Genomic DNA, 12,763 nt, shown 5'->3' on the forward strand with positions numbered 1-12,763 from the left:
GCTGTGGCGGAATTTGTCGTCACGGATTTCCCTCGAATGAAATGCGACCTCGGATATCGAAGCTGCTTGCTCATGCATTTACCGATTGTGTTTCGCGAGAAATAACCCTATTTAGATGTGATCTAATTCATAAAATGCATAGGTTTGATGCGCCCGCGTCGGTTCCTTCCCTCCATGAGCCTCCTCTCTGCGTTCGAAGCCGTCTTGCGCACCGGCTCAACGGCGGCGGCGGCGCGTGAGCTTGATTTGACACAGAGCACTGTGAGCCGCCTCGTGCAGAATCTGGAGCAGCAGCTTGGCCGGCCGCTCTTCGAGCGACACAGGCAGAAGCTCATTCCGACGGAAGCAGCCCATGCCTACGGGCGGAACGTGAGCCGCGCGCTCGATCTCATCCAGCGGGGCAGCATGGAATTCGCCGCCAACCCAGGCGGCGGCACCCTGTCGCTGGCTATCCTGCCGGCTTTCGGTACGCGATGGCTGGCGCCGCGGTTGGGCGCATTCCTGGTCAAACATCCAGGTATCACGATCAACCTCGCGACGCGGCTCAAGCGCTTTAACTTTGCCGCCGAGAGTTTTGACGCAGCCATTCATTTTGGAGCAGACGATTGGCGGGATGCCGACCATATGAAACTCTTCGAGGAGCGCCTGACGGCGTGCATTTCGCCAGCGCTCCTCGCTGAACATCCGATTGACGACATCGCGGACATGGCGAGGTTGCCACTTCTGCAACTGGAAACCAGGCCGACCGGCTGGAGGATCTGGTTTGCCGCTCAGGGAGCGCGACCGGCGAACGTGACGGGGATGCTTTTCGACCAGTTCGCGACGATGACGCAGTCGGCGATCTCCGGGCTCGGCGTGGCTCTTCTTCCGGCCTATCTCGCTGACACTGAAATAATCGAAGGGCGCCTGGTACCGGTCCTGAAGAGATCGGTGCCGGGCTCGGGGTCCTACTGGCTCGTCTGGCCGCAATCGCGGACCAATTACCCGCCGCTCGAAGCTTTCCGCGCCTGGCTGGCCAAAGAAAAGGTCTCGGGAACCTCGTGAGTCTTAGCAGCAAGACGGGAAGCGGCTGTGTCGTTTTCGTGACAGTCATCATCGCCACATTATAGTCGGCCCGAGCTTGTGGGCATGCATGATGTGTCCCTCATTTCGGGCAACGGATCGTGTCCCGCCGGGTAGTGTAGGTCCTGAGGATTAGATGGCCATCAGTTTTTTTCCGGCAGGGTCGGGCTGTTCAAGACCAACCTGATGGAAAGACACCGATGACCGACGATATGATGAACGTGCGCTCGCTTGTTGAGAAGAGTGCCGATGCCGATTTGCTACGGGAGATGATCGGCGTTGCCGCCGAACGGCTGATGGAGCTGGAGGTCGGCAGTGCGACCGGTGCTGGCTACGGCGAGAAGAACGCGATGCGGCTGGCCCAACGCAACGGCTACCGCGACCGAGACTGGGACACGTCGCATGGCGGAAAAGGCTCTGACGGCTGTTATCCAGGAAGCTTACATCCAAGGCATCTCAACGCGTTCCGTCGACGATCTCGTCAAGGCGATGGGTATGAGCGGCATCTCCAAGAGCCAGGTGAGCCCTCTGTGCGAGGAGATCGATGTCAAGGTCAAGGTTTTCCTCGAAAGACCCATCGACGGGCTGGCCCTATCTCTGGATCGATGCCCACCTATCTGAAGGTCCGGCGCGGTGGCCGCATTGTTTCCGTTGCCGTTATCATCGCCGTCGGCGTCAATACCGATGGCAGGCGCGAGGCTCTGGGCATGGAAGTTGGCACTCCCGAAGCCGAGCCGATCTGGACGGAGTCCCTGCGTAGGCTCGCCCGCCGAGGTCTGCGCGGTGTGAAGCTCGTCGTCTCCGATGCTCATGAGGGCCTCAAGGCCGCCGTCACCAAGGTTCTCAGTGCCACATGGCAAAGATGCCGGGTTCACTTCATGAGGAACGTGCTGGCGCACGCCGGAAAGAGCGGCAGACGCGTCGTATCCGCCTTCATCGCCACTGCTTTTGCTCAGGACACATCGGAGGCGGCGAGCACCCAGTGGCGCAACGTCGCCGTCCAGATCCGGCCGAAAGTGCAGAAGCTCGCCGCCATCATGAATGATGCCGAAGAGGATGTGCTCGCCTGCATGACCTTCCCGAAAGAGCACCGGGTCAATTGCATTCAACAAATCCGATCGAACATCTCAATGGCAAATCAAGCGACGCACCGAGGTCGTTGGCATCTTTCCCAACGACGAAGCCATCGTCCGTCTCGTCGGCGCACTGCTGCCCGAGCAAAACGATGACTGGGCCGTCCAACGTGCCAGGTACATGACACTTGAGACAATGGCATCAATGAGCGATGATCCGGAAATCAGCCTGCCTGCAGTCACGCGCTGAAATCCCACTCCGGCGCTCGCCGGAAAACACGGCTACCTGCCGGAAGCTACACCAATCCCTTAGGCTGAGACACGATCGGGAAACGTGAAACAGCGCATGGGTAGTGCCTCCGGATGACGCTGGTCCGAGTTGAGTCGGCAATTCCGGGCCGTCCTCATTTCGAAGCTAGGCGTACTGAGCTATCGGCGCGAATATCGCCTCTCTTTGAACGTGGCGAGCGACGGCAACCTTGTTACGGATGGAAGTCTGCCGAACCTCTTGTTGACGATCCAGGATCGTTGATCGGATGATCGGATGTGTGGAGGGGCGGAATGTTCGGTCGCCTGCGTAGAGGGGGCACCTCTGGCGATCTCGCGTTTCGTAAGCCAACCAAACCGCCTTCGCGTGGATGACTGGCTCAACGCTTGCAGGCGCGCGCCCTTTGCCGGTTTGTCGCGTATTCGCGCGAAGCTTCGCGTTCTGCCGCGCGACGATCAAGGTGGAAGTTCCTCCCAGATCGCCGCGCTATAGCGTTCCGCCATTCGTTCCGCTGATCCTTTGTCGATTATAGTTTATATCGAGGCCACCACGCGTGCATCAATCTAAATCAGACGCAAGTTCACGTCCCTAACCCAATATCCCGCCATGCCTCGACGCTCGGTGGTCCAGCGCAGACTGATATTTTAGTACGCTCGCCGATCTCATAGACGACCGCGCCAACGGTCATCGGTTCCGTCGCCAGTTGCGGGGCAACTAGCGAAACCTCACCGCCGGCCCGGCATGCCGCCAGTGCCGCCTTGACATCATCCGTGGTTACCCGCACGTCATCAAGATCGAGATGCAAGCTTTGGAGGCGACCGCGCGAACTATCGCTTCCTGCGAGGGGTATTGTCGCCGAACGCCTGTCGTCGCTCGCAAGCGGATGATTGGTATGCAGCGAACATCTAGACTTAGTAGCGAGCGGCAATACTTTGCCCGCGGAGCATTCGACAGTCGCGATGTTCTGACGGTCTCCCAATTGATAGTTCTGTCCCGAGGCGTGCGGAACGTCATGCAGGAACCTAATGGCGTCCGACACGCTCGAGCAGGCGAGGGCGCCTCGCATCACGAAAGCCACTGGCAACCCTGTCGGGCTGACAGCCAGTTGTGATAAGGTGTTCACACAGACGCCGACCCCGCGCTCGGACACGCCCATCAGGCCAATCAGACCTGCAGATGTGAAGACCATGGTCTCACCGGCTTCCGAGTCCTGCGTTTTCAGCAAAACCTGCGCCCCGTCGTGCCATCGTGGCAAGTCCATTGTTTGAGCAATTATTGTCGGGATAGGCCCGCAGGGGGCGATTGCAAGGCTGGAGCAATGTCCGTCTCCAGTGGAGCGGCCGAACCACCACTCCTCATCCAGTAGCTGGAGCGCAAATGCGGTTTCGTGGGCGATGTTGGATCCTTCCGCTATTCCTGCAACCTCTTCGGCGAGGTGGGGTGTGTATCGCTTCACCGCATCGCCGAACCGTGTTGCCGCCAAGAAGCGCGGAATGAACGTCTTGGCGGTGACGCCGTAGGCTTCCGCGATGGCGTCATGCCAGCGCATTATCTTTTCAGCGATAGCGGTGCGCAGCGCTTCTCCATGAGTGCGTCCTCGTTGACGGGGCGACCCAGCGCAGTCAATGACGGAAAGGAGATCGGTCTTCATTGGTCCTCCAATTTAAATGCGTGTCGCAAGCGGTGTTGCAACGGTATCGGCGTTTCAATCTCAGAACACCTCGAGAAGACGCTTCGTACGTGGTGTTAGGATTTCGAAACCTTCCTCTGTAATTGCAATGGAATCACCGAACCCGGCGGCGACCTCCCCAAACACTCTGAACGAGTAGCACGCGTGGAAGCACATCCCCGGCACGAGAATCTGGTCAGACTCTGCCAGCCAGATCGAGTTTTCAGGCCAGGACGGAGGAAAGGCCAGGCCGACGGGATAGGCCTTCCACGACCTGAATTTCTCAGTCAGGTAGTCAGCCAAAGTGGAGCCTACTATTCGGGTTCCAAGGCGAGTTCGCGCGTCCAAACTCATCAGTTCGCACTTCGTGCTAGTCAGAACGTCTCGCATAGTTCGGCGGGGCTTCAGATTGCTATAAAGTGTCTCAAGACAATGGAGCGCGACATCTGACAGAAGGCGTGTACTATCTGACGCACGCCCTGCTATCGCCGTGGAATAAAGCGGCGCGTTATAGCGCTCATGGACCCCACTCATCTCCATGATGATGGGGTCGCCCCGCTTGATCTTGTTCCTACGAAACGAAGAATGCACTATAGCATGCCAATCTCCGGTACGGATGATGGGATCAATGGAGAAATATTCACTGCCTGCGCGGATCATACCTGCAGACGCCGCCGCGGCAATGTCATTGTCGGTGATGCCCTCCTGGATGATCGCTTCTGCTGCCGTCAGACCAGCTACCGAATAAAGCCCGGCCTTGCGCATATAGGTAATCTCTGTTGGGGACTTTACGGCACGAATGCGAGTGACCAAACCGGACGCATCGGCCACTATTGCATTAGGAAATGCAGAGCACAGTTTCGAGTAGGCATACGGAGTTAGTCCCTTTTGCCGACTCTCCAAGCCAATTTTTTTCGGCGTTGAATTTAAACTGTCTATGATTAAGGCTAGTTCCGTACCAGCCTCATCCATGCGACTCCACATTATCGACTCGATGCGCTCGACATTAGTATGGACGCGGCCAAGATCGACCTCCAGATCGCAAACATGGAGAACTAGGTTTCCCTGCGCAGGAAGGATCAAGCAGGAATACCAGTCCGATACCAATGTTTGAAAACCTGTTAGATAGCAGATATTGGAAAGGTCGGTAACGAGCAGCACGTCAATCTCAGCTTGCGCCATTTTCTCGCGCACGCGCTGAACGCGATAGTTGTAGTCTTTCTGCTCGAAAGCCGTAAACTTAAACGGTTGAACCTTTGGAGTCGCTTCAGTAGTAGTCATTGAACGATGCTTTCTGTGATGGTGGAGGCGTCGGGCGCAACGGCATACGCCTAAATGCGTCCGGGCGAACTCGGCTCGAATGCTGGATGAGAAAGAGCCTTTTCTGTGTTCTGCGTGTCGGTTCGCCGGTCGACTAATTTCCGCAGTTTATTGCACTCACTCGGTGCAGTGTCCACAACGATCCTGTCCGATTCTCGAACTGCGAGTCTCCATCTTTAGTTGAGGAAACAACAAGCGCGGTTGCGATGCGGCAGTTACTCTCGTCTGAAGCTAGACCATTTGTAATTCCCTGTGTTTGTGGCTGGGACAAGCCTCAGTCTGCTCCTTTCAGCGACATCGGTACTTCTGATAGTTAGAATGCATAGCGAACTCTCTCCTGCAATGCAACGCATGTTTTATAAGTTCAACTTGTGATGCAAACGTCCCGCTCTTTTTCAGGAGGACAAGGTCCTTGGGTCTTGTGATCAAAGAACCTCTGGACCTCTGGACCTTGGTACGCATTCGGCGAGTACCGCATTAATTTCGTATTTGCACGTGATAAGCTCTCGCAATGGATATCGACGAAGACAAGATCGACGATGCGGTGCTGGCGCTGTTGTGGCTGACGCTGCATGACGGGTATCGAGCCTGGAAGGGTTTGGACTGGGAGACGACGGATCGTTTGTTCAAGAAGGGGCTGATCGCCGATCCGGTGAACAAGTCGAAGTCGTTGATCTTAACGGATGAAGGCCTGCAACGGTCAGAGGAGCTGTTTCGGGAACTGTTTACGCGGCCGCCGCAATAGGTGCCGCCTTTTCGGCCTTCCAAGCCCACGGCAACAACTCGTCGATCCTGTTTGCCGGGTGGTCGGCGATACGGGCAAGCACATCGGCAAGCCAGGCCTGCGGATCGACATGGTTCATCTTTGCGGTGACGATCAAACTGTACATGGCGGCAGCTCGTTGACCACCACGGTCGGAGCCGGCGAATAGCCAAGCCTTTCTTCCCAATGCAATTCCGCGCAGCGAACGCTCTGCCGCGTTGTTCGACAGGCAGATCCGGCCATCGTCGAGGAAACGAGTAAACGATACCCAGCGGTTCAACATGTAGTCGAACGCTTTGGCCAGATCATTGTCGCGAGACAGCTTGGCACGTTGCTCGCGCACCCACCGCTCCATGTTGGCGATCAGTGGCTTGCTATGCTGCTGACGCGTCGCCTTGCGCTCATCGGCCGTCTGGCCATTGATCTGACGTTCGATCTCGAACAGCGCATCGATCCGGCGCACCATCTCGATGGCGATTGGTGAGATGACGGCAGCGGGTTTGCCCTGAGCCTTGCGCCGGGCATTGGCCTCGAGATCGGCCATGATGAAGAATGGTCGCCTTGCGTGCGCCCAGCACGCTGCCTCATAGATCGGACCTGGACTGCGATCAGGAAGATAGAGCTTGGTATAACCGCCATAGGCATCTGCTTGCAGGATGCCGCAATAGCCGGCCAGATGCGCCTGCGGATGGTCACCGCTGCGGTCGCGGGAATAATAGAACATCGCCGACGGCGGCGCCGTGCCACCGAACGGGGCATCATCGTGCACATATGTCCAGATCCGAGCAGTATCGGTCTTGCCGGCTGCGAGAACCGGAACCGTGGTATCGTCGCCGTGAATCCGCTCGGCTGCAAAGGTGTGAGCCTCGATCCGCCTCAGGATTGGATCAAGGGCATGGCAACAAGAACCGATAGCATCGGCTGCCGTCGACAGGCTGATTGACACGCCCTCAAGCGCAAATCGTTCCACCTGACGATTAAGGGGAATGTGTTGGCCGAATTTGTCGTAGAGGATCATCGCCAGAAGGCTTGGACCTGCCCAGCCTCTGGGAATGACGTGGAATGGGGCCGGTGCCTGGCTGATCTTCTCGCAGTCGCGGCAGGTGAACTTCTCGCGCACCGTCTGAATGACTTTCCAGGAGCGTGGAATGCTCTCCATCGTCTCGGTGACATCTTCGCCCAGCTTGCGCAGCCGGTCACTACCGCAGCAGCTGCAGGCGACCGGACCGGGCACAACGACACGCTCGCGCGGCAGGTGATCGGGGAATGGCTTCTTAACGGGGCGTTTGCGTGTGAAGCCGGCGACAGCAATGGGGGCGGCCGCAGCAATGGCCATTTCAGCGGCAAGTTCATCCTCGGTGGCCGCCGCCTCGGCATCCTCGAGCATCAGCTCCATTTGAGCGATCAGCCTGGCAGTCCGCTCCGATTTCTGACCACGCAATTGCCTTTGCAGCTTTTCGATATGGACCTTCTGACGCAGAATGGTGGCTTGATCGTCCGCTTCCTTGGCTTTGGCGACGGCAAGTTCGGCTAAGGCAACGGCGCGCTCCGCACGCGCCACGACCAGCTCTGCTTCAAGTGCAGCGGCATAATCGGAGTGGTTTTCCAGGCCGTTTTCCATGTCCGGATCAAACCACAAAGCCACTGATTTGCATAGCTTTTCTTCAAGGTTCGAGCCGCAAAATGCACCTATCCGGCGCTCGTCGGACGCCATGTCTGTTGCGGATTTCGCCAGTCTATTCCCTCAAGAAGGTAGGACATCTGCCCGGCTGTAAGGGCAATGGCTCCGTCCACTGTCGCCGGCCAAATAAAGTGGCCTCGGTCGAGCCGTTTGGCATAAAGCGATAGTCCGACACCGTCATGCCATAGGGCCTTGATCAATCGACCATTTCTCCCGCGGAAAACAAAAACGTCGCCCTGGAACGGATTGCGGCCAAGCCCCTCTTGCACGATGAGAGCCAACCCCTGCATACCCTTGCGCATATCGCAGTGACCGCTGGCAATCCACACTCTGACGTTCGAACTGATCGGGATCATCGTCCCTCCAGCACATCAAGCACGCGCGACAACGTCGAGGCATCAAAGTCACGAGTGACCCGCACCGACCGGCCCCGGCCAACATGGATTTCGATCGCAGAAGACGCCGTCGCAGCCGGCATTCCCATTGCCGAGTCCGGCGCCTGTTGTACCTTCACCGGAACGAAGGCGCGCGGCTCTTCCGCTCTCTCTGCAACACCAAGCTCACGACGCCACCGATAAACCAGTGACCGATCAACGTCGTGACGTCGCGCAACCTCCGTCACCGTCATCTCGCCAGTCAGCGTCTCCGAAACGATCGATTCCTTGGAAGTTCGTGTGAACTTCCGGCGCCGCATACTGCCCGCCAAAATCTCAAGCTGATGGATAGACACGTCGTTATCCTCGTTGTTAGCAACGTGGCGATACCGCTCACCTCAGCAAAACATCGATATCACCGTGACAAAGCAAGGCGGTCCTCGGCGTGGGGATACTGGACCTCTGGAACTCCGGACTTCCTGTGAAGGATCACCAAACATGTAACCGATCGCGCAAGTCTGTGGTTACGACGGCTTCGGTAATATTGTTGGGAGATATCGACAAGCATGGGTGACGGCTAGCTCGCCGGATGCGGTGCCGCTGCGACGGCACCAAGCTGCCGCACGCCTCCTTGCGAAGGCGTTAGACGATAATCAATTGCGTCTTCGAGAAGATATAGGTCGACGCACGCAAAGCCACATTCTCGATAGTTCGCCACGTTAATGACGTCTGGTGTCAGAAGTCTAACCAGACAAAGCCAAGCGTGAAATAACAGCTTTCAATGTGTCAAGATTTGGCTGAGGAACAGCTTTGTTCTGTCGTGCTTGGGGTTGCCAAAGAAGTCATCGGGGTTGCCCTCTTCGACAATTCGACCACAATCCATGAAAATTACCCGATCCGCGACGGCTCGGGCAAAACCCATCTCGTGGGTGACGCAAACCATGGTCATTCCCTCACGCGCCAGACTAGTCATAGTTTCTAGTACCTCCGAAACCATTTCAGGGTCGAGTGCTGAGGTAGGCTCATCAAATAACATCACTGCTGGTTCCATACACAGAGAACGGGCAATCGCGACGCGCTGCTGTTGTCCGCCTGATAATTGGGCTGGGTATTTGTTCGCTTGATCGGGGATGCGAACGCGCTCTAGGAACTTAAGAGCGATCTTTTTGGCCTCTGCCTCGGGCACGCCATTAATCCACATTGGACCGGCCATACAATTCATCAGCACGGTCATGTGGGGAAAGAGATTGAAGTGCTGGAACACCATACCGACATTCTTGCGAACTTCGGTGACGTTACGCATTCTGTTGTGCAACCTGATCCCGTTAATGGCAATCTCACCCTCCTGATGCGCCTCAAGTCGGTTGAAACATCGGATCAGTGTCGATTTTCCCGATCCGGAGGGGCCGCAGATGACGATGCGTTCGCTTTTGCTGACAGTAATATTGACATCAGTGAGTGCCCTGAAGGCGCCGTACCACTTGGAAACGTTCGTCGCTTCAATTATTTTTTCTGCGCTCATCGAGACCTGCTTCTGCTTCGAAGACTTGTGGGATGACGGCACATGCACTGGCGGCATGTTGTCAATCCCCTGCAAAGAGTTGCGCTCATCGGCCCCCTTCACTTCAAATGTATTGCTAAGGGTCATCGTACCATACTCCTCCCGAAATGGCGCTCGAGCCGTGATTGACCAATCTCGAGGCAGACAGACATTGTCCAATAGATGAGCGATGCTGCTATCAGCATCTCCATGTGATGAAACGTCGGCTGACCGATTGTGCGGGCAAGGAACGTCAATTCCCACACGCCGAGTACCGACACAAGCGAACTATCCTTTAGCATTGAGATGAACGTATTTCCCATCGGTGGAATGATGACAGGAAAAGCCTGCGGCAAGATGATCTTGCGCATGGTCAGACCGAAGCCAAAACCGATGGATCTTGACGCTTCCCATTGGCCCCGGTCGATACTCTGGATACCGGCGCGAAAGATCTCTGTCATATAGGCTCCCACACAGAGCGACAACGCCAAGATGCCCGAGGGAACGGCATTGAGCACAATCCCCAACTGAGGCAAACCGAGGTAAATCAGATAAATCTGCATGAGAAGGGGCAGACCCCGGAAAAAAGAGGTGTAAAAACTGGCGGTGGCATATGCGAAGCCATTGCTTGAAAGCTTTGCGACCGCGGCGACAATCGCGATTAGCGAGGCAAAGAAAAGCGAGACCGCTGAAACATAGATCGTAGTCACCACCCCTTGGGAGATGAGGTAAGGCAAATTCTCCCATATGAAGGGCATGCTCAGATTGAATGATCTGAAAAAGGCGAGAAACAGCAGCAATAGTTCCATCCATACGATGCCAATCTGCACCTGTAATGGAATAAATCCAACTACTACGATGTTGAGGCTAAATATGATCGCAAGTACGAAGGCGATCGCAAAACGCCCGTAAATTCCGCTTTGTAGCGGGTCGCCAATAACCGGCCGCATAAGTTCGCCGAAGGTCGTGCCCGCAAGGTTGAACGAAAGAAAAAATGCAAGCATTGCGACGAAGATCAGGGCGACGAACCAAGGCTTATGAACAAGCACCTCGGATTCAACTGTATCCCGATATAGCATGATAGACCCTTCAAGAAAATGGGCCCGGCCGAGCCGGGCCGCTAACGCGTGATGTCTTATTTTTGTTCGCAGTAGTCCACCCCGAACCACTTGATCGACATCTTGGAAAGGGTACCGTCATCTTTCATACTCTTGACGGCGGCCGCGATCTTGTCATTGAATTCGTCGTCGCCCTTCAAAATTGAGATTGCACCTGGCGCGTAGAAGAGGGTACCAAGCACCTTGATCGGATAGCCTGATTTTATTGCTTCACGGGCCACCGTATCATCACCGAGAACCGCATCTAAACGAACACCGTCGCCGAGACGAAGGTCGTCGAATGCGACGTTGCTGGATCCATACGTCTTCACTTGGCCTGGCGTAAATTGGTACTGCACCGGCTTGGCGTCAATCCAACTGGGATTGAAGTTGTGATTGGCGTAGGATTCCGCCACGTTGCCCGCTCCGACGCCGACAATCTTTCCGTCCAAATCCGAAAGCGTCGTCGCCTTGCTGTCTTTGTGAACAACGGCAACTTCTGGCGCCCACACGTAGACAGCTGGGAAGTTTAATTTTTCCGCACGCTCCTTGGTTGGCGTCATTTGACCCATAGAAAGATCCCAGCGACCCTCCCACTGGCCAGAGGTGATGAGATCCCAGGCAGGCGTAACAAACTTGACCTCCACCCCTAGGTACTTAGCAACTCCCTTAGCGATATCGACATCGTCACCATCAAGTTCGTGCTTGTCATTCATGCGCGACATCGGCCCCCAGTCCGTTCCGACCGCAACTGTCAGCGTCTTGGTTGCGCGTACGCGATCAAGTACCTCACCGGCATTTGCTTTGGCTAATGGAATTGCCGAAGCAACCGCGACCGACGACGCCGCTGTCAACATTTTTAAAAATTTGTTCATCCGATATTCCCCTTTGTTAGTGCTTCTTGATTGTCGGCGCGGCTCATCGCGGCGCACCTCGGCTCAGCTTGTGCGTCCCGATCGGTATCCCAGGCTGCTGCCCCGTTTTCGAAGCGTATCGTGTGGTAAATCGAAATGCAACATTTGTTTTAAGTATGTCTGTTCGACCCGAATGTATCGCCGTGAGTTATTGGCTTAATAACGCTGCGGTATCCGTGTTGTGTAGCCGCTTGGCCCGGACCGAAGGGGGCGCGGGTGTCGTCACTTCTTGGAACTAAGTGTAATCGGTCGTCAAAGCGGACGGCCCGGAAGGCCTGATCAGTGGCCACGCCATTTACATTTAAACTTGCCAGGGTGCGGTGTCGCAACCTCGATTGGGGAGCGACATCCAATGGATGGCTCGTGCGCTGGCGCATCAGATGCAGCCCAATGATCTTGAAAGCGATGTTACACCTGATCCATATATCGCAAACTAAGACACTCGTTGCATTAGTGGTCATATTGCGTTAGGCATTGGTTCCGGCTCGTAGGGTCCTTGGGAGTGTGCCCCTACTTACCGGTCCGCCAGACTTGTGCCGTGTTGTTAATGGAAGGATGTTCGCAACAAAGAAGCGGCCTGATCGTCAGCTACTTCGAATGGGTGAAGAATCTCACGCATATCCCTTCGGCTTCGGCTTGATGGAGCGCCGCCGGCGCGAGCGGCGCAACCAGACCATCGCACCGGCCCTCGAATGCATGACCGGTAAGGAGTTCCCTGCCGACATCCGTGACGAGTTCCTCGAAGGCGGCGCGGAAATCGATCTCGTTCGTTCCGGACTGGAAGACGTGATGCGAAGCACCTGGGGGCGCATTGCTGACCTGATGGAGCAGCAACCGGAACTCGGTGACTACCGAACCGCCGCCTATGTCGCGTCAATCCGACAGATCGCCGATGCCTATGAAGCGATAGGTATCTGATCGGCGACACGTACGAAAAGGGCTTCGTTTAGGGGATCAGTCGCTTGAGCTTTGAATTCGCCTCCCAAGCGACTTGGCTGCCGC

10 protein-coding genes and 2 pseudogenes are annotated in these 12,763 nt (G+C 56.1%); 4 read left to right on the forward strand and 8 right to left on the reverse strand.

Features of this window, described 5'->3' with window-relative positions:
• The first annotated feature begins 147 nt into the window (after positions 1-147).
• Together RTCIAT899_RS21435 and RTCIAT899_RS21440 are read left to right on the forward strand one after the other, a co-directional pair.
• The gene (locus tag RTCIAT899_RS21435) at positions 148-1,044 is read left to right on the forward strand and encodes a LysR family transcriptional regulator (protein ID WP_004128999.1); all 897 of its coding nucleotides are present in this window, start codon (positions 148-150) and stop codon (positions 1,042-1,044) included.
• 218 nt (positions 1,045-1,262) lie between these two features.
• A pseudogene (locus tag RTCIAT899_RS21440) lies at positions 1,263-2,385 on the forward strand (IS256 family transposase).
• Positions 2,386-2,983: 598 nt separating this feature from the next.
• Here the strand turns inward: RTCIAT899_RS21440 and RTCIAT899_RS21450 are convergent.
• On the reverse strand, positions 2,984-4,054 hold the full coding sequence (locus RTCIAT899_RS21450) for a C45 family autoproteolytic acyltransferase/hydrolase (RefSeq protein WP_004129003.1): 1,071 nt from the start codon (positions 4,052-4,054) through the stop codon (positions 2,984-2,986).
• A gap of 60 nt (positions 4,055-4,114) precedes the next feature.
• The gene (locus RTCIAT899_RS21455; RefSeq protein ID WP_004129006.1) at positions 4,115-5,353 is read right to left on the reverse strand and encodes a M24 family metallopeptidase; all 1,239 of its coding nucleotides are present in this window, start codon (positions 5,351-5,353) and stop codon (positions 4,115-4,117) included.
• Positions 5,354-5,903: 550 nt separating this feature from the next.
• On the opposite strand from RTCIAT899_RS21455, the gene RTCIAT899_RS21460 reads away from it, so the two are divergent.
• Positions 5,904-6,137: a DUF6429 family protein gene (locus RTCIAT899_RS21460; RefSeq protein ID WP_004129017.1), complete on the forward strand. Its 234-nt coding sequence runs from the start codon at positions 5,904-5,906 to the stop codon at positions 6,135-6,137.
• Here the strand turns inward: RTCIAT899_RS21460 and tnpC are convergent.
• The 6 genes from tnpC to RTCIAT899_RS21490 form a co-directional block, all read right to left on the reverse strand.
• A complete protein-coding gene (tnpC, locus tag RTCIAT899_RS21465; protein WP_004129019.1) occupies positions 6,118-7,776 on the reverse strand; it encodes an IS66 family transposase in 1,659 nt (552 codons plus the stop codon). The genes RTCIAT899_RS21460 and tnpC overlap by 20 nt on opposite strands.
• A gap of 68 nt (positions 7,777-7,844) precedes the next feature.
• Positions 7,845-8,192, reverse strand: a complete 348-nt coding sequence (gene tnpB, locus RTCIAT899_RS21470) for an IS66 family insertion sequence element accessory protein TnpB (RefSeq protein WP_004129022.1) — start codon at positions 8,190-8,192, stop codon at positions 7,845-7,847.
• Positions 8,189-8,566: an IS66-like element accessory protein TnpA gene (tnpA, locus tag RTCIAT899_RS21475; protein WP_004126183.1), complete on the reverse strand. Its 378-nt coding sequence runs from the start codon at positions 8,564-8,566 to the stop codon at positions 8,189-8,191. The genes tnpB and tnpA overlap by 4 nt, the downstream gene beginning before the upstream one ends.
• A 422-nt stretch (positions 8,567-8,988) precedes the next feature.
• Entirely contained in the window at positions 8,989-9,732 is a 744-nt protein-coding gene (locus RTCIAT899_RS21480) for an amino acid ABC transporter ATP-binding protein (protein ID WP_028755383.1), read from the reverse strand.
• Between the two features lie 122 nt (positions 9,733-9,854).
• Positions 9,855-10,829, reverse strand: a complete 975-nt coding sequence (locus RTCIAT899_RS21485) for an amino acid ABC transporter permease (RefSeq protein WP_004129028.1) — start codon at positions 10,827-10,829, stop codon at positions 9,855-9,857.
• Between the two features lie 56 nt (positions 10,830-10,885).
• Positions 10,886-11,722, reverse strand: coding sequence for a transporter substrate-binding domain-containing protein (locus RTCIAT899_RS21490; protein WP_004129031.1), 837 nt, complete (start codon positions 11,720-11,722; stop codon positions 10,886-10,888).
• A gap of 613 nt (positions 11,723-12,335) precedes the next feature.
• On the opposite strand from RTCIAT899_RS21490, the pseudogene RTCIAT899_RS21495 reads away from it, so the two are divergent.
• A pseudogene (locus RTCIAT899_RS21495) lies at positions 12,336-12,679 on the forward strand (glutamate dehydrogenase); the annotation flags it as partial.
• Positions 12,680-12,763: the final 84 nt, after the last annotated feature.

The sequence above is a fragment of the Rhizobium tropici CIAT 899 genome (assembly GCF_000330885.1).
Lineage (GTDB): Bacteria > Pseudomonadota > Alphaproteobacteria > Rhizobiales > Rhizobiaceae > Rhizobium > Rhizobium tropici.

Bases quoted from the DNA above. Each gene is read 5' to 3' on its own strand.
- RTCIAT899_RS21435 (WP_004128999.1), top strand. From the start codon at position 148: ATGCGCCCGCGTCGGTTCCTTCCCTCCATGAGCCTCCTCTCTGCGTTC.
- RTCIAT899_RS21450 (WP_004129003.1), bottom strand. From the start codon at position 4,054: ATGAAGACCGATCTCCTTTCCGTCATTGACTGCGCTGGGTCGCCCCGT.
- RTCIAT899_RS21455 (WP_004129006.1), bottom strand. From the start codon at position 5,353: ATGACTACTACTGAAGCGACTCCAAAGGTTCAACCGTTTAAGTTTACG.
- RTCIAT899_RS21460 (WP_004129017.1), top strand. From the start codon at position 5,904: ATGGATATCGACGAAGACAAGATCGACGATGCGGTGCTGGCGCTGTTG.
- tnpC (WP_004129019.1), bottom strand. From the start codon at position 7,776: ATGGAAAACGGCCTGGAAAACCACTCCGATTATGCCGCTGCACTTGAA.
- tnpB (WP_004129022.1), bottom strand. From the start codon at position 8,192: ATGATCCCGATCAGTTCGAACGTCAGAGTGTGGATTGCCAGCGGTCAC.
- RTCIAT899_RS21480 (WP_028755383.1), bottom strand. From the start codon at position 9,732: ATGAGCGCAGAAAAAATAATTGAAGCGACGAACGTTTCCAAGTGGTAC.
- RTCIAT899_RS21485 (WP_004129028.1), bottom strand. From the start codon at position 10,829: ATGCTATATCGGGATACAGTTGAATCCGAGGTGCTTGTTCATAAGCCT.
- RTCIAT899_RS21490 (WP_004129031.1), bottom strand. From the start codon at position 11,722: ATGAACAAATTTTTAAAAATGTTGACAGCGGCGTCGTCGGTCGCGGTT.